This is a genomic window from Pseudacidovorax sp. NFM-22, from assembly GCF_021401245.1.
In the GTDB taxonomy this organism is placed as follows: domain Bacteria; phylum Pseudomonadota; class Gammaproteobacteria; order Burkholderiales; family Burkholderiaceae_C; genus Xenophilus.
Window position 1 is genome coordinate 508,920 of the sequence record NZ_JACBFY010000004.1, and the last position, 21,589, is coordinate 530,508.

At 66.5% G+C, this 21,589-nt stretch carries 21 protein-coding genes and 1 tRNA gene; 13 read left to right on the plus strand and 9 right to left on the minus strand.

Annotated features, from left to right (window positions below):
* Positions 1-5: 5 nt before the first annotated feature.
* The 5 genes from L0984_RS17225 to L0984_RS17245 form a co-directional block, all read right to left on the minus strand.
* Positions 6-1,004, minus strand: coding sequence for an ABC transporter substrate-binding protein (locus L0984_RS17225; protein ID WP_234194939.1), 999 nt, complete (start codon positions 1,002-1,004; stop codon positions 6-8).
* Positions 1,005-1,050: 46 nt separating this feature from the next.
* The gene (locus tag L0984_RS17230) at positions 1,051-1,872 is read right to left on the minus strand and encodes an ABC transporter permease (RefSeq protein WP_114802474.1); all 822 of its coding nucleotides are present in this window, start codon (positions 1,870-1,872) and stop codon (positions 1,051-1,053) included.
* Positions 1,872-2,612 (minus strand): phytanoyl-CoA dioxygenase family protein, encoded by a 741-nt coding sequence (locus L0984_RS17235; protein ID WP_234194941.1) that lies wholly within the window; start codon positions 2,610-2,612, stop codon positions 1,872-1,874. Before L0984_RS17235 ends, L0984_RS17230 begins: the two co-directional genes overlap by 1 nt.
* Positions 2,613-2,676: 64 nt before the next feature.
* Positions 2,677-3,654 (minus strand): tripartite tricarboxylate transporter substrate binding protein, encoded by a 978-nt coding sequence (locus tag L0984_RS17240; protein ID WP_234194943.1) that lies wholly within the window; start codon positions 3,652-3,654, stop codon positions 2,677-2,679.
* A gap of 100 nt (positions 3,655-3,754) precedes the next feature.
* Entirely contained in the window at positions 3,755-4,399 is a 645-nt protein-coding gene (locus L0984_RS17245) for a TetR/AcrR family transcriptional regulator (protein ID WP_234194945.1), read from the minus strand.
* 102 nt (positions 4,400-4,501) lie between these two features.
* Here L0984_RS17245 and L0984_RS17250 point away from each other — a divergent pair, with 102 nt between their 5' ends.
* A complete protein-coding gene (locus L0984_RS17250; RefSeq protein WP_234194946.1) occupies positions 4,502-6,208 on the plus strand; it encodes a thiamine pyrophosphate-binding protein in 1,707 nt (568 codons plus the stop codon).
* Between the two features lie 113 nt (positions 6,209-6,321).
* On the opposite strand, the gene L0984_RS17255 is transcribed toward L0984_RS17250, so the two are convergent.
* Both L0984_RS17255 and L0984_RS17260 read right to left on the minus strand, forming a co-directional pair.
* Positions 6,322-6,720, minus strand: a complete 399-nt coding sequence (locus L0984_RS17255; protein ID WP_017757410.1) for an SWIB/MDM2 domain-containing protein — start codon at positions 6,718-6,720, stop codon at positions 6,322-6,324.
* 160 nt (positions 6,721-6,880) lie between these two features.
* A complete protein-coding gene (locus tag L0984_RS17260; protein ID WP_234194947.1) occupies positions 6,881-7,768 on the minus strand; it encodes a DMT family transporter in 888 nt (295 codons plus the stop codon).
* Positions 7,769-7,890: 122 nt separating this feature from the next.
* Between L0984_RS17260 and L0984_RS17265 the strand changes: the two genes are divergently transcribed.
* The 12 genes from L0984_RS17265 to L0984_RS17320 all read left to right on the plus strand — a co-directional run bounded on the left by L0984_RS17265 (position 7,891) and on the right by L0984_RS17320 (position 19,582).
* Positions 7,891-8,340 carry a gamma-glutamylcyclotransferase family protein gene (locus L0984_RS17265; RefSeq protein WP_234194949.1) on the plus strand — a complete coding sequence of 150 codons (450 nt, stop codon included), beginning with the start codon at positions 7,891-7,893 and terminating at the stop codon, positions 8,338-8,340.
* A gap of 339 nt (positions 8,341-8,679) precedes the next feature.
* Positions 8,680-10,011, plus strand: a complete 1,332-nt coding sequence (gene aceA / locus L0984_RS17270; RefSeq protein WP_234194951.1) for an isocitrate lyase — start codon at positions 8,680-8,682, stop codon at positions 10,009-10,011.
* 395 nt (positions 10,012-10,406) lie between these two features.
* A complete protein-coding gene (thrS, locus tag L0984_RS17275; protein WP_234194952.1) occupies positions 10,407-12,314 on the plus strand; it encodes a threonine--tRNA ligase in 1,908 nt (635 codons plus the stop codon).
* A 105-nt stretch (positions 12,315-12,419) separates the two neighbouring features.
* The gene (gene infC, locus L0984_RS17280; protein WP_081682094.1) at positions 12,420-13,016 is read left to right on the plus strand and encodes a translation initiation factor IF-3; all 597 of its coding nucleotides are present in this window, start codon (positions 12,420-12,422) and stop codon (positions 13,014-13,016) included.
* 142 nt (positions 13,017-13,158) lie between these two features.
* Complete coding sequence (rpmI, locus tag L0984_RS17285) at positions 13,159-13,362, plus strand: 50S ribosomal protein L35 (protein WP_017758898.1); 204 nt, start codon at positions 13,159-13,161, stop codon at positions 13,360-13,362.
* Positions 13,363-13,390: 28 nt separating this feature from the next.
* Entirely contained in the window at positions 13,391-13,750 is a 360-nt protein-coding gene (rplT, locus tag L0984_RS17290; RefSeq protein WP_017758897.1) for a 50S ribosomal protein L20, read from the plus strand.
* Between the two features lie 177 nt (positions 13,751-13,927).
* Positions 13,928-14,971, plus strand: coding sequence for a phenylalanine--tRNA ligase subunit alpha (gene pheS, locus L0984_RS17295; protein WP_234194953.1), 1,044 nt, complete (start codon positions 13,928-13,930; stop codon positions 14,969-14,971).
* 15 nt (positions 14,972-14,986) lie between these two features.
* Positions 14,987-17,416, plus strand: coding sequence for a phenylalanine--tRNA ligase subunit beta (gene pheT, locus L0984_RS17300; protein WP_234194955.1), 2,430 nt, complete (start codon positions 14,987-14,989; stop codon positions 17,414-17,416).
* Between the two features lie 16 nt (positions 17,417-17,432).
* Complete coding sequence (locus tag L0984_RS17305; protein WP_017760992.1) at positions 17,433-17,813, plus strand: integration host factor subunit alpha; 381 nt, start codon at positions 17,433-17,435, stop codon at positions 17,811-17,813.
* 160 nt (positions 17,814-17,973) lie between these two features.
* Positions 17,974-18,501 carry a MerR family transcriptional regulator gene (locus tag L0984_RS17310; RefSeq protein ID WP_234195056.1) on the plus strand — a complete coding sequence of 176 codons (528 nt, stop codon included), beginning with the start codon at positions 17,974-17,976 and terminating at the stop codon, positions 18,499-18,501.
* 65 nt (positions 18,502-18,566) lie between these two features.
* Positions 18,567-18,643 (plus strand) — tRNA-Pro (locus tag L0984_RS17315).
* A gap of 114 nt (positions 18,644-18,757) precedes the next feature.
* Positions 18,758-19,582 (plus strand): undecaprenyl-diphosphate phosphatase, encoded by an 825-nt coding sequence (locus tag L0984_RS17320; RefSeq protein ID WP_234194957.1) that lies wholly within the window; start codon positions 18,758-18,760, stop codon positions 19,580-19,582.
* Between the two features lie 210 nt (positions 19,583-19,792).
* On the opposite strand, the gene L0984_RS17325 is transcribed toward L0984_RS17320, so the two are convergent.
* Together L0984_RS17325 and L0984_RS17330 are read right to left on the minus strand one after the other, a co-directional pair.
* Positions 19,793-20,593, minus strand: a complete 801-nt coding sequence (locus L0984_RS17325; RefSeq protein ID WP_255697476.1) for an alpha/beta fold hydrolase — start codon at positions 20,591-20,593, stop codon at positions 19,793-19,795.
* 163 nt (positions 20,594-20,756) lie between these two features.
* Positions 20,757-21,587 carry a proteasome-type protease gene (locus L0984_RS17330; RefSeq protein ID WP_234194963.1) on the minus strand — a complete coding sequence of 277 codons (831 nt, stop codon included), beginning with the start codon at positions 21,585-21,587 and terminating at the stop codon, positions 20,757-20,759.
* Positions 21,588-21,589: the final 2 nt, after the last annotated feature.

Consider the following 21,589-nt stretch of genomic DNA (forward strand, 5'->3'; position numbering starts at 1 on the left):
CGCGCTCATTGCGGCAGGAAGTCGTTGGTGACCCAGTCCTGGGCCTTGCCGCGCTGGGCGGCGTCGAGGCCGCCGTACTGCACCAGCAGGTCGAGCGATTCGTCGATGTCCTTCATCGAGGCGCGCAGCGGCCGCAGCTTCTGCGTGTCGGCCGTGTGATAGAGCGGCGTGGTGAGCTTGATGCCGATGATCAGCGTGTCGCGCTGACCGGCCTTGCTGTTGGCCTTGAGCATCGCATCGATGGCGGCCTCCGGCTCCTTCTCGGTGGCCTCGAAGGCGCGCGTGGTGGCGCGCATGAAGCGCCGCACCAGGTCGCCCTTGTTGGCCAGCGTGTCCTTGTGGGCCACGATGCCCGAGCTGATCAGGTTGACGCCGTAGTCGGCGAAGCGGATGACCTGCACCGGCTTCTTGGTGGCGTCCTGCACCTTGATGTTCTGGTCCATCAGGTAGCCCAGCAGGAGGTCGGCCTGGCCGTGGATCACGGCATTGAGCTTGGTCTGCGCATCGCCGGAGACCACCTTGTACTGGCCTTCCTGCAGGCCGGTCTTCTTCAGGAACAGCGGCCAGATCTGGCTCATCGAGTCGCCGGGCGTCATGGCCACCGTCTTGCCGATGATGTCCTTGGGTGTCTTGATGTTCTTCTCGGCCAGGCCCATGACCGACATGGGGCTGACCTGCAGCGCCACGCCCACCGCCTTGACCGGTGCGCCCTTGGTGGCAGCCTTGATCATGGTCGGCACGTCCACGTAGCCGAAGGTGGCCGAGTTGGCGGCCACCGCCTGGATCGAGACCGCGGAGCCGCGGCCCTCCTGGATGTCGAGGTCGATGCCCTCGTCGGCATAGAAGCCTCGCTCCTTGCCGATGAAGAAGGGCGCGTGCTCGCTGTACACGTACCAGTTCAAGAGCAGCGTGACCTTGTCGCGCTGCTGCGCGAAGGCAGGCGCGGCCATGCTGGCGGCCAGGGCGGCGGTAGCGGCCGCGCGCAGAAGGTGTCGACGTTCCATGCGAAGTGTCTCCTTGAGGGGCGAAGGCGAAAGGGGGCGGCGTCGATCAGGCCGTGGCCTGAAGGTCGTGGCGCTGCGAGGCGTGCCAGGGCATGAGCCATCGCTCCACCACCTCGACCGCCAGGAACAGCAGCACACCCATCATCGAAAGCACCACCAGCGCCGCGAACATCAGCGGCAGGTCGAAGGTGCCCGTGGCGCGTTGCAGCACGAAGCCGATGCCGGAGTTGGCGCCGACGAACTCGCCCACCACGGCGCCCACCACCGCCAGCGTGACCGACACCTTCAGTCCGCTGAAGATGGCGGGCAAGGCTTGCGGCAGGCGGAACTTGAGGAAGATCTTGAGCGGGTTGGCGCCCATCGAGCGGGCCAGGTCGATCACGTCCGGTTCCACCGACTTGAAGCCCTGCACGGTGGAGACCACCACCGGAAAGAAGCCCAGCAGGAAGGCGGCGATGACCTTGGGCACGATGCCGAAGCCGAACCACACGACGAACAGCGGCGCCACCGCCACCTTGGGCACGGACTGCGAGAACACGAGCAGCGGGTAGACGAAGCTTTCGACCGTGCGCGAATAGGCGATCCACATCGCGATCGGCACCCCGATCACCGCCGAGGCGATGAAGCCACCCAGCGTGGCATAGAGCGTGGGCAGGCTCTGCTGCAGCAGCATCGGCCACTCGGCCACCAGCTGCTTGACCACCGCGGCGGGCGGCGGGATCAGGTAGGGCGGGATCGAGAAGACGCGCACGGCCAGGTCCCACAGCACCAGCAGCAGCACGAGCAGCCAGACGGGGCGCGTGGCCGGATGCATGAGCCAGCGTTGCAGCTCGAAGCGCGGGCGGGCGGAGGGGGTCGATCCATCCATCACGACACCTGCAGCTTCAGCGAGTGGTCATAGGGCAGGGCCGGCTTCGCGAAATGGTTGGTGTTGCTCACGAAGTGCAGCGCGCAGGCCCGGCGCCAGTGGCGGCTCTGGTTGGGGCCGGAGTAGTGGAAGGTGTTGCCATGGTGGAAGCTCACACCGCCTTTGCGCACCGGCGCGGGGGTCATCGGCTGGCGGTCCAGGATCTCGTGCGGCACCTGCAGGTTGTAGGGCTCGTTCTCCGGCGCGAAGTGTTCGTACACCGGCCCCAGGTTGGTGCCGGCGCCGTAGTAGAGGCAGCCGTTCTCCAGCGTGGCGTCGTCCAGGGCGATCCAGGCGGTCACCATGCCCTCCGGATCCTCGGGGCCGAAATAGAAGTTGTCCTGGTGCGCCGGCTTGGGGCCACCCCCTTCGGGCGGCTTGAAGAAGATCTGGCTGAAGTACACGGACACGCCCGGGCCGATCAGCGCCTCCACCAGATCGAGCAGCCGGCGGTCGCGCGCCAGGGCCTGCACGGCCATGCGCTGGGTGTGGGGGTTGTCCAGCTTGCGCAACACGGTGCGGGCCTGAACGCCGCCGTCGACGTACCAGGCGCGCTGCTCGGGCGGCAGGGCGCCCAGGAAGGACTCGCCCCAGGCCTCGATGTCGTGCACCACGGCATCCATCTCGGGCGGTGTGAACACGCCATTGACCGTCAGGTGGCCATGGTGCCGGTAATAGGCGGCGTCGTACGCATCCATCATGGGACTTCGCTCCTCGGGGTTTGGAAGGCGGAAGGGGCCGGGGCGGCGGCGCCGCCGCCGTGCGTCACTGCTGGGCCGCCAGGCCGGCGGCCTTGACCACCGACGCGTTGCTGGCGATCTCGTCCTTGATGTAGGCGTCGAACTGCTCGGGCTTGAGCGTCCAGGTGTCGGCGCCCAGCTTGGCGAAGCGCTCCTTGACCTCGGGCGTGGCCAGCGCCTTGAGCACCTCGGCATGCAGCCGCTCGATCACGGGGCGCGGTGTCTTGGCCGGGGCCATCATGCCGATCCAGAAGTTGAATTCGGAGCCGGGCACGCCGGCTTCGGCCGTGGTGGGCACGTCGGGCAGGGCGCCGGCGCGCTGCGGCGATCCCACGGCCAGGGCCAGCAACTGGCCTTCGCGGATCTGTCCGATCACGGGGGCGATGGGCGAGAAGTAGTAGTCGACGCGGCCCGCCAGCACCTCGGTGACGGCCTCGGCCGAGCCCTTGAAGGGAATGTTGGTCGCATCAATGCGCGCCGCCAGCTTGAACTTCTCGGCATTGAGGTGCGTGGCACTGCCCTGGCCGGCCGAGGCGAAGTTGAGCTTGCCCGGCTGGGCGCGCGCGGCGGCCAGCAGATCGCCCAGCGTGCGGTAGCCCTTCTGCGGCGACACCACCAGCGCATTGGAGAGCGAGGAGATCGGTGTCACGCCCGCAAAGTCGCGCACCGTGTCGAAGGGCAGCTTGGCGAAGGTGGACGGGCTGACGGTGTGCGAGGACGAATGGATCATCACCGTGTAGCCGTCCGGCGCGGCCGAGGCGACGGCCGCCTGCCCGATGGTGCCGCTCGCGCCGCCGCGGTTGTCGATGACCAGCTGCTGGCCCATGCTCTGGCTCATCTTGTCGGTGATGGCGCGGGCAATGATGTCGGTGGTGCTGCCGGCCGCGAAGGGCACGATCACGCGGATCGGCTTGCTGGGGTAGGCGGCCTCGGCCAGCGCGGGCACCGGGGCGACGGACAGGGTGAAAGCGGCCGCCAGGGCGGCGCCGGCAACGAAGCGCATCGGTCTTGTCTCCTGTTTTATTCACCAATTGGTGAATTTAGGAGATTCTGTCTCCGAGGCTCTCGCGCCGTCAACGCGTCCTCGTCGGTAGATACCCGGGTCAGTGCATCAGGTAGCCCAGCACCAGTTCCGTCATGTGCGACAGCCGCTGCGCCATGGCCTTGGGCGCGCGCAGGTCACGCCCGAAGATGGCCGAGAGCGTGTGGTTGTTCGACAGGTAGAAGTAGCACAGCGAGGCGATCGAGATGTAGAGCTGGATGGGGTCGACGCCCGCTCGGAAGACGCCCGACCGGCGGCCTCGCTCGACCACGCCGTCCAGCAGCTGCACCAGCGGCGAGTTCATCTCCTGGATGCGGTCGGAGCGGCGCAGATGCTCGGCGCGGTGCAGGTTCTCGCTGTTGAGCAGGGTGATGAACTCCGGATGCTCCAGGTAGTAGTGCCAGGTGAAGGAGATCAGGCGCCGCACCGCCTCCACCGGCTCGACCTCGTCCAGGTGCAACTGCTGCTCGGCCGTGCGGATGTCGGCATAGACGCGCTCGAGCACGGCCAGGAACAGGTCGTCCTTGCTGCCGAAGTAGTAGTAGATGAGGCGCTTGTTGACGTCGGCGCGTTCGGCGATGCGGTCCATCCGTGCGCCGGCAAGGCCGTGTCCGGCGAACTCCTCGCGCGCAGCCAGCAGGATGGCGGCCTGCGAGCGGTCGGCATCGCGCAGGCGCGTTTCGGAGAGGGTGGGATCGTCGCTCATCTTTTAATTCACTATATGGTTAACTAAGGCCGCCGGCAACGCGGGCTGCCGATAATCGCCCAACTTTCTGCAGCTTCCGGCGTCCGCGCCTCACTTCACCTCATGACCGCTTCCCGTCCCGCCGGCCATCTGCTGGTCGAATGCCTCGTCGCCCAAGGTGTTTCCCATGTGTTCGGCGTGCCGGGCGAAAGCTTCCTGGCGGCGCTCGATGGCTTCCATGACCACGAGGCGCAGATCCGCTTCGTGGCCTGCCGGCAGGAAGGCGGCGCCGCCTTCATGGCCGAGGCCCACGGCAAGCTGAGCGGCCGTCCGGGCGTGTGCTTCGTGACACGCGGGCCGGGCGCCACCAACGCGTCCATCGGCGTGCATACCGCCTTCCAGGATTCGACGCCTATGGTGCTGCTGGTCGGGGATGTGGGCAGCGATTTCCGCGACCGCGAGGCCTTCCAGGAGGTGGACTTCGCCAGTTTCTTCGGCCCCAGCACGAAGGGGTTCGCCAAGCGGGTCGAGCGCGTGGACGATGCCGATCGCTTGCCGGAGTACGTGGCCCGCGCCTTCGCGACCGCCATGAGCGGCCGCCCGGGGCCGGTGGTGCTGGTGCTGCCCGAGGACATGCTGCGTGCGCCGACCGCAGCCCTGCCGCTGCCGCGCGTCGAACCGCCGCAGGCCTGGGCCGATCCGGGCGCGCTTCGCACCCTGCGCACGATGCTGCTGGCCGCCGAGCGGCCGCTCGTCATCGCGGGCGGCGGTGGCTGGACGCCGCAGGCTGCCCAGGCACTGCAGCGCTTTGCCGAGAACTGGCAGCTGCCGGTGGCCAATGCCTTCCGCTTCCAGGACACCTTCGACAACCACCATCCGCTCTACGCCGGCGACGTGGGCATCGCCATCAACCCGCGCTTGGCGGCCCATGTGCGCGAGAGCGATCTCGTGATCGCCATCGGCCCGCGGCTGGGCGAGATGACCACGGGCGGCTACACGCTGCTGGAGGCGCCGCGCAGTCGCCAGAAGCTGGTGCATTTCCACGCCAGCGGGGAAGAGCTTCATCGCGTGTACCAGGCCGACCTGGCGTTCAACACCACCATGAATGCCGCGGCCCGTGCGCTGGAAGTGCTGACCGCCCCGCCGGAGGTGCCCTGGGCCGGCTGGGCGCAGCAGGTCCATGCCAGCTACGAGGCCAACCTGGTGCCGCAACCACTGCCCGGGCCCGTCGACATGGCCGCCATCGTCGGCGTCGTGCAGAAGCACCTGCCCGCCGATGCGGTGGTGACCAATGGCGCCGGCAACTTCGCCAGCTGGATGCACCGCTTTTTTCGTCACCATGGCCTGGCCAAGGGCTTCAAGACGCAGCTCGCGCCCACCAGCGGCGCGATGGGCTACGGCGTGCCGGCGGGCATCGCCGCCAACATCGTGTCGGGCCGGGTGGCCTTCACCGTGGCAGGCGACGGCGACTTCCTGATGAACGGCCAGGAACTGGCCACGGCCATGCAGCACGGTGGCCGCAGCATCGTGGTGCTGCTCAACAACGGCATGTTCGGCACCATCCGCATGCACCAGGAGCGCGAGTACCCCACGCGCATCAGCGGGACGGTCCTGGGCAATCCGGATTTCTGCGCACTCGCCCGCGCCTACGGCTATGCGGCGGAGCGCGTGACGCGCACGGAGGACTTCGAGGCGGCGTTGCTGCGTGCGCTGGAGGCGCCGACAGGCACGCTGATCGAGATTCCGCTCGACCCGGAAGTGATCACCACACGCACGACGCTCGGCGCGATCCGCGAGGCTGCCATCGCCAAGGGGGCTGCTGCTGGCTGACGTGCTGAACGGCCCGGTGCCGGCTTTTTCGATCCGGGCCCACTGTCAGGCCGATCGGCAAAGAAAAAGGGACGTGCATTGCACGTCCCTTTCTGCTGGCCGTAAGGCGCGTCTTACTTGACGTGCGAGCCGATCAGCGAGGCCAGTTCGAACATCGAGACCTGGGCCTTGCCGAAGATTTCCTTCAGCTTGGCGTCGGCGTTGATCATTCGCTTGTTGGCCTTGTCCTGCAGGTTGTTCTTCTTGATGTAGTCCCACAGCTTGCTCACGATGGCGGTGCGGGGCAGCGGGGTGCTGCCCACCACGGCGGCCAGTGCGGGGCTGGGGGTGAGGGCCTTCATGAAGGCGGCGTTGGGGGTGCGCTTGGCTGCGACCTTCTTGGCAGCGGCCTTCTTCGCCGGTGCGGCGGCCGTCTTGGCCGGAGCCGCCTTCTTCGCCGGGGCCGCCTTCTTGGCAGGCGCCGCGGCCTTCTTCGCCGGCGCCTTCGCCGGAGCTTTCTTTGCAGTTGCCATGGTTGAGTCCTTGTCGTTGGATAGATGCAGTCTTCCCAATGAAAACGGTGTCTTCCTGGGTGTCCCTGATGCTAATGGAGAAGAAACGCCTTTCCAAGGGAGAACAAGGCTTTTCAAAGGGGTGCGTTGCTTTTTTTCCGAGGGAACGGGCCTGCGCCATTCAAAGCTGCGTCTGCGTTGTTCCGCGGCTGCGCGAAGGCCATGTGGCCAGCACGACACCGGCCAGCGCGGCAGCAAAGGCCAGCAGTTGCAACGCCGACAGCGACTCGCCGAGCACGAACACGCCCACAAGCGCCGCCGCCACCGGCAACATCACCGTGAACACACCGGCCTGCGAGGCTGGCACGCCGCCCTTCAGTCCGGTCATCCAGAGCCACACCGTCCAGATGCTGGCCGCCAGGGCGTAGGCCACCAGCAGCATCCACATGCCCGCCGGAACCGCGGCGAAGTCGAAATGCCAGGCCAGCACGACGCCGAACGGGGTGCTCAGCGCAAAGCCCCACAGGTTGATCAGTGCGGAGATGCGGCGAGGCCCCAGCCGACCCGTGAGCGATTTGCCGATGACCGCATAGGCCGCTTCGCACAGCACCGCGCAGAACACCAGCAGGTTGCCGAGCCACGGCATTGCGGGCGCGCCGCCGGTGGCTTCCGCATGGGCCGGATGCGGGGCCAGCGCCAGCAGGCCGATGCCCGCGGCGGCGCAACCGATGGCCGCCACCACGCGCGCGCCGATGCGCTCGCGCAGGAACATCCAACTGCCGATGGCCACCATCGCGGGAATGGCCGCCATGATCACGCCCGCCGAGACCGCGCTCGTCATGCGCACGCCGAACAGCATGAAGATGGAGAAGAGGAAGTTGCCGAGGAAGGACTCGAGGAACACCAGCCCGCGCGTTCGCCCGGTCATCGGCGGCTCGTCGGCGGGCTTGCGCAGCCAGTGCGGCATCGCGAGTGCGGCGATGCCGAAGCGCAGCCAGGCCAGCAGCAGCACGGGAAAGGTCGCCACCAGTGGCTTGGACAGCGCCACATAGCTGCCGACGAGCGTCATGCTGAGCGCCAGGCAACCATAGGAAAGCAGGCGATGGGACGAGGTCGGCGCAGAGGAGGGCGTCACTAGACTGTTCTTTCTTTCCTTCATGTCCCGCGCTTGCGTGCGCGGGGCGGTCGATCATGCCTGAGCCCCTGAACACCTTCCTTCCGGATCGCTCCCCGGCGCAGCCATGCGCCGTGTTCGTCTATGGCACCTTGCGGCGCGGGGGCAGCAATGACATCCATCGCTTCGGACCGCCGGCCCCGCGCTTCCGCGGCGCAGGCTGCATCGCCGGTGTGCTGCACGACCTGGGGCCGTATCCGGGTGTGGTGCTCGGGGGAGACGGCCGGGTCGTGGGCGAGGTGTACGAGGTCGCGCCGGAGGTCGAGCGCGCGCTCGATGCGCTGGAGGAGGTCCAGGATGACGACGAGGGCGAGTACCGCCGGCGCCACGTGTCGGTTGCGCTCGACGAGGGCCGGCACGTCACGTGCCTGGTCTACGAGATCCATCCCCGGCACGTCCGCGGGACGCCGGTGATTCCTTCGGGCGACTGGATTGCGCATTGGCAGGCGCGGCAAGGGCGTGGTTGAGCGACGGCTCCATGAGGTCAAGGCTCCGTCTTCTCGCCCGCGGTGCACCTGTGGGTTTACGCGTTGCCGCGGTTCGATGGCCAGCCGCATCGCCTTCCACGCACGGAAAAGGCATTTCTCATGGTGAGATAAGGCGGTGGGCGGACGCACTTCCGTCTTTCATGGCAAAGAAGTTGATTTCTTGATGCGGAATTCGCTCTCTAACTCATTGAATTCATTGGACTAAAAAAAGTCTTATATAAGACATAAGACACAAGAGGTGGTCGTAAAGTAGAGGCCAAGCGGCGACCTCGCCGCCCAGCCTTCCGACCACGCATTGCAACCTTGGAGTCCAGCACCATGCCTCAAGCCGTCACCGAACAACTCAGCCGCGACCAGCAGATCAGCGCCCTCGAGAAGGACTGGGCGACCAACCCGCGCTGGAAGGGCGTGAAGCGCGGCTACAGCGCGGCCGACGTGGTCCGCCTGCGCGGCTCCGTGCCGATCGAGTACACGCTGGCCCAGCGCGGCGCCGAGAAGCTGTGGGAGAAGATCAACGGCGGTGCCAAGAAGGGCTACGTCAACGCCTTCGGCGCCATCACCGCCGGCCAGGCCATGCAGCAGGCCAAGGCGGGCCTGGAGGCCGTGTACCTGTCGGGCTGGCAGGTCGCCGCCGACGGCAACACGTCCGAGACCATGTACCCCGACCAGTCGCTGTACGCGTACGACTCGGTGCCCACCATGGTCCGCCGCATCAACAACACCTTCAAGCGTGCCGACGAGATCCAGTGGGGCCGCGGCATCAACCCCGGTGATGCCGAGTTCGTCGACTACTTCCTGCCCATCGTGGCCGACGCCGAAGCCGGCTTCGGCGGCGTGCTCAACGCCTTCGAGCTGATGAAGAACATGATCGCGGCCGGCGCCGCGGGCGTGCACTTCGAAGACCAGCTGGCGGCCGTCAAGAAGTGCGGCCACATGGGCGGCAAGGTGCTGGTGCCCACGCAAGAGGCCGTCGAGAAGCTGATCGCCGCGCGTTTTGCCGCCGACGTGATGGGTGTGCCTTCGATCGTGCTGGCCCGCACGGACGCCGAGGCTGCCAACCTGATCACCAGCGACCACGACGCCAACGACAAGCCCTTCCTGACGGGCGAGCGCACGCAGGAAGGCTTCTTCCGCGTCAAGAATGGCCTGGAGCAGTCCATCAGCCGCGGCGTCGCCTACGCGCCCTATGCTGACCTGGTGTGGTGCGAGACCGGCGTGCCCGACATCGGCTTCGCCCGCGAGTTCGCCCAGGCCGTGCATGCCGCCTGCCCGGGCAAGCTGCTGAGCTACAACTGCTCGCCCTCGTTCAACTGGAAGAAGAACCTGAACGAAAAGCAGATCGCCTCGTTCCAGGAAGACCTGTCGGCCCTCGGCTACAAGTTCCAGTTCATCACGCTGGCCGGCATCCACATCAACTGGTTCCAGACCTTCCAGTTCGCCCATGCCTATGCCCGCGGCGAAGGCATGAAGCACTACACCGAGATGGTGCAGGAGCCCGAGTTCGCCGCGCGCGAGAAGGGCTACACCTTCGTGTCGCACCAGCAGGAAGTCGGCGCCGGTTATTTCGATGACGTGACCACCGTCATCCAGGGCGGCTCGTCCAGCGTGAAGGCGCTGACGGGCTCGACGGAGGAAGAGCAGTTCCACTGATCGGTTCAGCAGGTTCGCTCAGGGAGCAGGGCTCGGCCGGTGGCCGGGCCCTTTTTGCGTGTTGGGTGCGCGTCGGGAATGCGCTGCGCCGCTCTGGCCTCTTGCGGTTCTGAGAAGTGCCTTGATCTTTCTTTGCAGCGTGTTGCGCATCGGCACCTGCAGCAGGGCTGCGGCCGAGCGGCCGCTACAATCGCGCGCTCATCGTCTGTTCACCAACAAGGGCGAGAAAGGCAATCTGGTTATGACACCGCGAACTACTGGCACCGCATCGTTCGGTCTGCTTCCCCAGGGGAGCGGCCGGTAGGCCCGCGCAGCGCCGGCAGGTCCGGCACGCTCATCCAGCACGAAGCGCGGCTCACCCCCGCGCTTTTTTGTTTTCCGCTCCAAGGTTTCCCATGATCCAGATCACGCTCCCCGACAACTCCCGCCGCGAATACCCCGGCCCCGTGACGGTGGCCGAAGTGGCCCAGTCCATCGGCCCCGGCCTCGCCAAGAACACGGTGGCCGGCAAGGTGGACGGCAAGCTGGTGGACGCCAGCGACGTCATCGACCACGACGCTCGCCTGCAGATCATCACGCCCAAGGACGAGGAAGGGCTGGAGATCATCCGCCACTCCTGCGCCCACCTGGTCGGCCATGCGGTCAAGCAGCTCTATCCCACGGCCAAGATGGTGATCGGCCCGGTGATCGACGAGGGCTTCTATTACGACATCTCCTACGAGCGCCCCTTCACGCCCGACGACATGGCGGCCATCGAGCAGCGCATGAAGGAACTGATCGCGCAGGACTACGACGTCATCAAGAAGATGACGCCGCGCGCCGAGGTGATCGATGTCTTCAAGTCCCGCGGCGAGGACTACAAGCTGCGCCTTGTGGAGGACATGCCGGATGAACAGGCCATGGGCCTGTACTACCACCAGGAATATGTGGACATGTGCCGCGGCCCGCACGTGCCCAACACGCGCTTCCTGAAGGTCTTCAAGCTCACGAAATTGGCCGGCGCCTACTGGCGCGGTGATGCCAAGAACGAGCAGCTGCAGCGCATCTACGGCACGGCCTGGGCCGACAAGAAGCAGCTCGATCAGTACATCCAGCGCATCGAGGAGGCCGAGAAGCGCGACCACCGCAAGCTGGGCAAGGAACTCGACCTGTTCCACATCGACGACGTGGCACCCGGCGTGGTCTTCTGGCATCCCAAGGGCTGGGCCCTGTGGCAGGCCGTGGAGCAGTACATGCGCCAGGTCTACAAGGACACGGGCTACCAGGAAGTGAAGGGCCCGCAGATCCTCGACAAGAGCCTGTGGGAGAAGACGGGCCACTGGCAGAACTACCGCGAGAACATGTTCGTCACGGAGTCGGAGAAGCGCGACTACGCGCTCAAGCCGATGAACTGCCCTGGCCACGTGCTCATCTTCAAGAGCGACCTGCGCAGCTACCGCGAACTGCCGCTGCGCTACGGCGAGTTCGGCCAGTGCCACCGCAACGAGCCCTCGGGCGGCCTTCACGGCATCATGCGTGTGCGCGGCTTCACGCAGGATGATGGCCACATCTTCTGCACGGAGGACCACATCCTCGAGGAATGCGTGGCCTACACGTCGCAGTTGCTCAAGGTGTATGCGGACTTCGGCTTCACGGACATCCTCTACAAGGTGGCAACGCGCCCCGAGCATCGCATCGGCTCCGACGAGCTCTGGGACAAGGCCGAAGGCGCGCTGATGGAAGCGCTGCGCCGATCGGGCGTGGACTTCGTCATCGCCCCGGGCGATGGGGCCTTCTATGGCCCCAAGATCGAGTACACGTTGCGCGACGCCATCGGCCGCCAGTGGCAGTGCGGCACGATGCAGGTGGACTTCAACATGGCCGAGCGCCTGGGCGCCGAGTACGTGACGGAGTCCAGCGGTCGCGCCCACCCGGTGATGCTGCACCGGGCCATCGTCGGCAGCCTCGAGCGCTTCATCGGAATGCTGATCGAGCACCACGCCGGCGCCATGCCTGTTTGGCTCGCGCCGGTGCAGATTTCGGTGCTGAACATCACGGATGCGCAGGCCGACTATGCTGCGGAAGTTGCGAAAACGCTGCGCCATCAAGGGTTTAGGGTGCAGCTCGATCTGCAGAACGAGAAGATCACGTATAAAATACGCAAGCATTCGCTGCAAAAGCTTCCGTACATCCTCGTCGTGGGTGACAAGGAAAAGGAAGCCGGTGCCGTCGCGGTGCGCGCCCGAGGCAATGTCGACCTCGGTGTCATGTCGGTGGAGGCGTTCTCCCAAAAGATCGCCGACGACATCTCCAGCAAGCGTTGACAACCCTCAGGTCCGAGCTTTACTGCCGGGTCTGTGCTTTGCTTGGTGCGTGCCAATAACGGCGTTAGCTACAGAATTTGTAGCATCTGATGAAGGACTGAAGCCATCGCTACTGCATTTCGCGACCGTCGCCAACGCGAGGAACGCCAACACCGCCTGAACCGGGAAATCATGGCCCCGGAAGTTCGCCTGTTCGGACCCGAAAACGAGGCCCTGGGCGTTGTGAGCCTTTCCGAGGCATTGCGTCTGGCCGGCGAGCACGACGTGGACCTGGTCGAGGTGGTTGCTGCCGCCAATCCGCCGGTCTGCCGGTTGATCGAGTACGGCAAGTTCAAATTCCTCGAACAGAAGAAGGCCGCCGAGGCGAAGTCGAAGCAGAAGGTCATCGAGGTCAAGGAAGTCAAGTTCCGGCCCGGTACCGACGATGGCGACTACAACATCAAGATGCGCAACATCCGTCGTTTCCTGGACGACGGCGACAAGTGCAAGATCACGCTGCGCTTCCGCGGTCGCGAGATCACGCACCAGGAGCTGGGCTTGGCCCTGCTGCAGCGCATCCGGGACGAACTGGGCGACGCCATCGTGGTCGAGCAGTTCCCCAAGCTGGAAGGCCGGCAGATGATCATGATGATCGCGCCGGGCCGCAAGAAGGGTGGGGCGGCTCCCAAGGCCGCCGAGCCGGCAACGTCCGGCCAGGCCTGAAGCGCGAGCTTCGCCTGCCTGCAAAGGATTTCGCCGCTGGCGCCGCAAGGCGCGGGTGGCGGAATGAAGAAGTGCCTCGAAGGCCAACAAGTCCGGGAAGGATTCCCGGCGCCTTGCGAGCACAAGTAAAAGGAGCATTCACATGCCCAAGATGAAGACCAAGAGCAGCGCGAAGAAACGCTTCCGCGTTCGTCCCGGTGGCACCGTCAAGCGCGGTCAAGCCTTCAAGCGTCACATCCTGACCAAGAAGACCACCAAGAACAAGCGCCACCTGCGCGGTGCGGTGACGGTTCACGAGACCAATATGGTTTCGATGGCCGCCATGCTGCCCGGCCAAGGCATTTGATCAACCGACGAACTAGGAAGGATTCAATATGCCTCGCGTCAAACGTGGTGTAACCGCTCGCGCCCGCCACAAGAAGGTTCTCGCCCTTGCCAAGGGCTTCCGCGGTCGTCGCGGCAACGTCTTCCGCATCGCCAAGCAGGCGGTGATGAAGGCGGGCCAGTACGCCTACCGTGACCGCCGTGCCAAGAAGCGCGTTTTCCGTCGTCTGTGGATCGCGCGTATCAACGCCGCCTCCCGTGAACTGGGCCTGACCTACAGCCAGTTTGCCAACGGCATCCGCAAGGCCGGCATCGAGATCGACCGCAAGGTCCTCGCCGACATCGCCGTGCACGACAAGGCGGCTTTCGCCGGCATCGTGGAGCAGGTCAAGGCCAAGCTGGCTGCTTGATTCCGCCCAGTGCGCGTCCGCTCCGGCGGAGCCGCGCACGCCCACGGTTCCAGGGCTGGCGCTTGAAAAAGCTCCGGCCCTTTTTCATGGGCCCCGCGGTGCGCGCATCGACTCCCGGTCGGTGCTGTCGCATCCAGCGGCCACGGCCCACTCCTTTCTCCGCATCGCACGCATTCCATGAACGAACTGGACACCCTGGTCGACCAAGCCCGTGCCGCCTTTGCCGGCGCCCGGGCACCCGCTGAGCTCGAGAACGCAAAGGCGCAGTTCCTGGGGAAGTCCGGCCGCGTCACGGAACTGATGAAGGGCCTGGCCCAACTGCCGGTCGACGAGAAGAAGAGCCGCGGCGCCGCCATCAACGTGGCCAAGCAGGCGATCGAGGCCGCGCTCAATGCCCGCCGCCAGGAACTGGCCGATGCCGAACTCAACGCCCAGCTGCAGGCCGAGGCGCTGGACGTCACGCTGCCTGGCCGTCGCCGTGTCGGGGGCGGCCTGCACCCGGTGGCGCGCGCGCAGGAGCGCATCGAGGCCATCTTCGCCAGCATGGGCTTCGACGTGGCCGACGGCCCCGAGGTCGAGACCGACTGGTTCAGCTTCACCTCGCTGAACAACCCGCCGAACCACCCCGCGCGGTCGATGCAGGACACCTTCTACGTCGACATGAAGGACGACGACGGCCAGCTGTTCAACCTGCGCCCGCACACCTCGCCGATGCAGGTGCGTTATGCCCAGGCCCATGCGCGCCAGTACGCCGGCCAGGAGAGCATGCCCGACATCCGCGTGATCGCGCCGGGCCGCACCTACCGTGTGGACAGCGATGCCACGCATTCGCCCATGTTCCATCAGGTCGAGGGGCTGTGGATCGGCCAGAACGTCAGCTTCAAGGACCTGAAGGTGATGTACCTGGACTTCATCCAGGCCTTCTTCGAGACCAGCGCGCTCAAGCTGCGCTTCCGCCCCAGCTACTTCCCTTTCACCGAGCCCAGCGCCGAAATCGACATCATGTTCGAGAAGGGGCCGCTGGCCGGCCGCTGGCTGGAGGTCTCGGGCTCGGGCCAGGTGCATCCGCAGGTGGTGCGCAACATGGGCCTGGACCCGGAGAAGTACATCGGCTTCGCCTTCGGCTCGGGTATTGATCGTTTGGCCATGCTGCGCTATGGCGTGAGCGACCTGCGGCTCTTCTTCGACGGCGACCTGCGTTTCCTGAACCAATTCCAATAAGACGAGGGCGACCCGATGCAATTCCCCGAATCCTGGCTGCGCGCCTTCTGCAATCCGCCGCTGTCCTCCGAAGCCCTGGCCGACACGCTGACCATGGGCGGCTTCGAAGTCGAGGAGCGCCGTTCCGCCGCGCCGCCTTTCACCAAGATCGTCGTCGGTGAGATCAAGGAGGCCGTGCAGCATCCCAACGCCGACCGCCTGCGTGTGTGCCAGGTGGACGCCGGCCAGGGTGCCCTGCTGAACATCGTCTGCGGCGCGCCCAACGCCCGCGTGGGCATCAAGGTGCCCTGCGCGCTGGTCGGTGCCGAACTGCCGCCCGGCGAGGACGGCAAGCCTTTCAAGATCAAGCTGGGCAAGCTGCGTGGCGTGGAAAGCCAGGGCATGCTGTGCTCCGCCCGCGAACTGGGCCTGAGCGACGACCACGGCGGTCTGCTCGAACTCGCTGGCGATGCGACGGTGGGCGCCGACGTGCGCGATCTGCTGCAGCTCGACGACGTGCTGATCACCATCAAGCTCACGCCCAACCTGGCGCATGGCCTGTCGGTCTACGGCATCGCGCGTGAACTGTCGGCGCTGACCGGCGCGCCTCTGCAGACGCCGGCCATCGAGCCGGTGCAGCCGCAACTGGACGACAAGCTGCCGGTGCGCGTCGAGGCCGCCGACCTGTGCGGTCGCTTCTCGGGACGCATCGTGCGCGGCGTCAACACCCGCGCGGCCACGCCGGCCTGGATGGTCGAGCGCCTGGCGCGCTGCGGCCAGCGCAGCGTGTCGCCGCTGGTGGACATCTCCAACTACGTGATGTTCGAGTACGGTTCGCCCTCGCACATCTTCGACCTGGGCAAGATCCATGGCGGCCTGACGGTGCGCTGGGGCAAGCCGGGCGAGCAACTCAAGCTGCTCAACGGCAACACCGTCACGGTCGACGCGCAGGTGGGCGTGATCGCCGACGAACGCGAGGTCGAGTCCCTGGCCGGCATCATGGGCGGCGACGCCACGGCCGTGTCCGACGACACGAGCAGCATCTACATCGAGGCGGCTTTCTGGTGGCCGGCCGCCATCCAGGGCCGCTCGCGCCGCTTCAACTTCTCGACCGACGCCGGCCACCGCTTCGAGCGCGGCGTGGATCCGAGCCGCACCGTGGCCATGATCGAGCGCATCACCCGCCTGGTGCAGGAGATCTGCGGCGGCCAGGCCGGCCCCATCGACGACCAGGTCCTGAAGCTGCCCGAGGCCACGCCCGTCACGCTGCGCGTGGCGCGTGCCGAGCGCGTGATCGGCATGCCGATCACCCAGGCCCAGTGCGCCGACGTGCTGCGCAAGCTGCACCTCGACTTCACCGAAGGCGAGGGCACCCTCACCGTCACGCCGCCGCCGCACCGCTTCGACATCGCCATCGAGGAAGACCTGATCGAGGAGGTCGCCCGCCTCGTCGGCTACAACAACCTGCCGTCCACGCCGCCGCTGGCGCCCATCCGCGCCCGGGTGCTCTCGGAAGCGCAGCGCAGCCGCTTCGCCGTGCGCCATCGCTTGGCCGACCTGGGCTACCAGGAGACGATCAACTTCAGCTTCGTCGAAGCCGCCTGGGAGCGCGACCTGGCGGGCAATGCCAACCCGGTGCAGCTGCTCAACCCCATCGCCAGCCAGATGAGCGTGATGCGCTCTTCGCTCATGGGGTCGCTGCTGGCCGTGCTCAAGTTCAACCTGGACCGCAAGGCACCGCGCGTGCGCGTGTTCGAGGTCGGCCGCGTGTTCGTGCGCGACGACGCCGTCGTGACCAGCGACAGCAGCGTCAAGGGCGTGCGCCAGCCGGTGCACGTGGCGGGCCTGGCCTGGGGCGACGACGAGGCCTCGCGCTGGGACGGCAAGCCGCAGCGCGTGGACTTCTACGATGCCAAGGGCGATGTCGAGGCGCTGCTCGCGCCGCGCGCCGTGCGTTTCGAGAAGGCGGAGCATCCCGGGCTGCATCCGGGCCGCTGCGCCCGGGTGCTCGTGGATGACCAGCCGGTCGGCTTCATCGGCGAGCTGCACCCGCGCTGGCGCCAGCAGTGGGATCTGCCCTTCGCGCCCATGCTGTTCGAACTGTCCCTCGACGCCGTGACGGCGCGGGCCATGCCGGCCCTGCGTCCGGTGCCGCGCCACCAGTCCGTGGAGCGCGACATCGCCGTGGTGGTGGCCGAATCGGTGAGCCACGACGCCCTGCTGGACGCCGTGCGCGCCGCCGACACCGGTGGCCTGCTGCGCGATGCGGCGCTGTTCGACATCTACCGGCCGGCGCCTGAGGCAAACGCTGCTGCGCCCGGCGCCCTCGCCGCGGGCGAGAAGAGCATGGCCGTGCGCCTGGCCTTCCTGGGGGAGGCCACGCTGACCGACGAGCAGGTCGATGCCGCCGTGGCGGCCATCGTGGCGAAGGCCCAGCAACAGGTCGGCGCCCGCCTGCGCGGCTGACACCGAGGACGACGACATGGAATTCAAGATCGACGCCATCGAGACGCCCGCGCTGACCAAGGCGCAGCTGTCGGAACTGCTGTTCGAGCAGATCGGCCTCAACAAGCGCGAAGCCAAGGACATGGTCGAGGCCTTCTTCGAGGTCATCGCCCAGCGCCTGATCGAAGGTGACGAGGTCAAGATCTCGGGCTTCGGCAACTTCCAGATCCGGACCAAGGCCGCGCGGCCGGGGCGCAATCCGCGCACGGGCGAATCGATCCCGATCGGCCCGCGCCGGGTGGCGGTCTTCCACGCCAGCGCCAAGCTCAAGGAGCAGTTGCACGAGGCCGTCGCGGCCGACGCCGCATCCCCGGTCACGGCCGCCCCCATCGAGGCCGAGCGCGCCGAGCTTGGCTGATGTCAGTGCGAGCCCGCAGGGCGCCCAAGCGCACGCAGCGCTGCGGCACCCGGGCACGAGGACCCGGTCACATCTGCGCGCACTTTGAACGTTCGGTGTCTGGTATGTGCTGCACTGCTGGAGTAACCTCGCACGTTTGCCTCGCACCGTGTTGATTTCGATGGAGAACAGCCTCCCTCCGATTCCCGTCAAGCGCTACTTCACCATCGGTGAGGTGGCTGAGTTGTGCGGGGTCAAGCCGCATGTGCTGCGCTACTGGGAGCAGGAATTCACGCAGTTGCGGCCCATGAAGCGCCGGGGCAATCGCCGCTACTACCAGCACCACGAGGTGCTGATGATCCGTCGCATCCGGGACCTGCTCTACGAGCAGGGCTTCACGATCAGCGGCGCCCGCAACCGGCTGCAGGAACTGGCGCAAGCCGAGCGCGAGCGTCGCCGCCGGGGGGACATGCCTGCCGACGAGGCCGACGCCCAGCCTGCCTTCGCCGAGCCGTCCTTCGACGACGAGCCCGTCTTCGAGGAGCCGCCCCCGTTCGTGGCGGAGGGCGCGCGCCACTCGGCGCATCTTGTCGCAGCCGAGGCCGAACTGGTCGTCGGATCGCCGTTGCCGATGATCTCGGACGCCTATCCCGTGGCGCTACTGCGCCGCGAACTGGTGGAGATCCGCGACCTGCTCAGCTTCTACTGAGCGAAGCGAATTTCTCCCTTCGAAGTTCGCGAAGACAGTGAAATCCGGTATATACTTTATGGCTTCGGTGTGTGGCGCAGCCTGGTAGCGCACTTGCATGGGGTGCAAGGGGTCGAAGGTTCGAATCCTTTCACACCGACCACTATTAAAGAAGCTGAAAGCCGCTGTGGAGTCAAATCCACAGCGGCTTTTTTGTTTTGGGTTTTGTGTGTCTCGCGGGCTGAACGGCCCGGCTTTCGAAAACAGGAGTTCCGTTTTGGACATCGTTCTGCTGACCAAGGCCGCCATCATGGGCATCGTGGAAGGGCTCACCGAGTTCCTTCCGATTTCCTCCACCGGTCACCTCATCCTCGCAGGCTCGCTGCTGGGCTTCGATGACGGCAAGGCCAAGGTCTTCGACATCGCGATCCAGACCGGCGCGATCTTCGCGGTGATCCTGGTGTACTGGCAGAAGATCAAGTCCACCGTCGTGGCCTTGCCCCGTCAGCGAAAAGCGCAACGTCTGGCGCTCAACGTGCTGATCGGCTTCCTGCCCGCCGTGGTGCTGGGCCTGCTGTTCGGCAAGGCAATCAAGGCACACCTGTTCATCCCCACCGTGGTGGCCAGCACCTTCATCATTGGCGGCTTCATCATCCTCTGGGCCGAGAAGCGGCCGCCGGGTGCCGTGCGCGTCGAGCATGTGGATGACATGACGCCCTGGGACGCGGTCAAGGTCGGCCTGGTGCAGTGCTTTGCCATGATCCCCGGCACCAGCCGCAGCGGCTCCACCATCATCGGCGGCATGCTGCTGGGCCTCTCGCGCAAGGCGGCGACCGACTTCTCCTTCTTCCTGGCCATCCCGACGCTGATCGGCGCGGGCGTCTACAGCCTCTACAAGGAGCGGGCGCTGCTGTCGGTGGCCGACATCCCGATGTTCGCGGTGGGCCTGGTCTTCTCCTTCATCAGCGCCTGGCTGTGTGTGCGCTGGCTGCTGCGCTACATCTCCACCCACAGTTTCATTCCCTTCGCCTGGTACCGCATCGTGTTCGGCCTGATCGTGCTGGGCACGGCCTGGAGCGGGATGGTGGTCTGGGCGGATTGAGTGGCGCGGGGCGGGTTATCGCGCCCCGGCTTCGACAAGCTCAGCCCGAACGGTTTTGGAGGGGCGCATCCGCCAGGCGTAGCGCGCTTCCCTGAGCCTTCACATCAGGTGCAAACAGAAAAGCCACCGGTCGCAGGCCGGTGGCTTTTGTCCTTTGGCGCCCGCATCGTGCTCGCCGACCTCCACGCCCCACGCGGGCCGAGAAAGTCCTCAGAGCAGGTTGCGCAGCATCGCTTCGATGGCTGCTGCCGTGGCGATGGGCTTTTCCATCGGAAAGAGGTGCGTGCCGTCCAGCATGCTGATGCGCCCACGCGTCAGCCGCAGGGTGGCGGCCATGCCGGCGCGCTTCATCTCCACCGACTGGCGGCCGCCAATGAAGGCGCAGGGGCACTGCAGCGGCCGGCTGCGCAGCAGGCGGCCGATGTTGTCGGGCAGGTTGTCGTAGATCGCGGTCTCGACGTCGCGGTCGAAGGCGAGGGCGCGTGCATCCCCGTGCACGAAGGTGCCGTGGTCGATGTAGTCGTGCAGCACCTGCGGGTCCCAGCGCGCGAAGGCCTTCTTGTGGCGGAAGTGTTCGAACACCGCCTCGCGGTCTTCCCAGCTGTCGCGGCGCTTGCGGCTGACCATGCCCGGCGAGACGCGGCGCATCAGCGGCGTGCGCTTGACCAGCCCCAGCGTGCCGGCGCGCCAGCCGTCGATGATGGGCGAATCGATCATCACCACGCCGCGCGCCAGCAGCGGATGCCGGGACGCACACATCACGCTCAGGATGCCGCCGAGCGAATGGCCGACGAGGAAGGGCGCGGTGCCCGCGGCGTCGGCGATGGGCGCCGTGAACTCGGCCAGCTGCTCGACCAGGTGCGGCCAGTTGTCCGTGACCGGAAAGCGCGGGTCATGGCCGAACTTCTCGATGGCGTGCACGGCAAAGCCGCGGGCGCGCAGGCTGTCGAGCATGACCCGGTAGGTGCTGGCCGGAAAGCTGTTGCCGTGCGAGAAGACGATGGGCGGCAGCGTGGCCGTGGCGGATGGCAAGGGCGCGGAGGCAGGCACGGTCGGCAGCAGGCGGTGGAATCGGGAATCGGGGTGGGAGGACAGGGGCAGGCGCCGAGCGAGGTGCCGCACCGCCCGGCTCACGACGCGCGGACGAATCCGCAGGCCGAGCGGGCGGGTCTTCTCAGATGAGCTTCTCGTCCCGCGTCGAGATCTTGCGCAGCGCGCCGTGGCGGCCGGCCGGCATCTTCAGCGGATGCGCGGTGTGGTCATCGTTCCAGACCGGGTCTTCGAGACTGTCGAACACTTCGCGCAGCTTGCGGCCCCAGCCGTCGCGGATCATGCGGAAGTAGGGGTTGTCGGCGTCGATGCAGATCACCTTGTCGGTCTGCAGGCGGTTGGCCTCGTAGACCACCAGATCCAGCGGCAGGCCCACCGACAGGTTGGACTTCATGGTCGAGTCCATCGACACCAGCGCGCACTTGGCGGCCTCGTCCAGCGGCGTGTCGGGCGTGAGCACGCGGTCGAGCACCGGCTTGCCATATTTGGCTTCGCCGATCTGGAAGTAGGGCGTCTCGGGCGTGGCCTCGATGAAGTTGCCGGCCGAATAGACCAGGAAGAGCCGCATGCCTTCGCCCTTGACCTGCCCGCCGAGGATGAAGCTCACGTTGAAGTCCACGCCGGCCGCCTTCAGCGCCTCGCCGTCGCGGTCGTACACATGGCGCACGGCCGAGCCCAGCACGCGCGCGGCGTCGAACATGCTCCGGGCGTTCCAGATGGTGATGGGCGGGCCTTCGCGGCCGTGCTCTTCCAGCTCTTCGATCTGCAGGATCTCGCGCACCGACTGCGAGATCGACAGGTTGCCGGCCGACAGCAGCACCATTGTGCGGTCGCCCGGCTGCTCGTAGACGATGGTCTTGCGGAAGGTGCTGATGTGGTCCACGCCCGCATTGGTGCGGGAATCCGACAGGAAGACCAGGCCGGCGTTGAGTTTGATGCCTACGCAGTACGTCATGG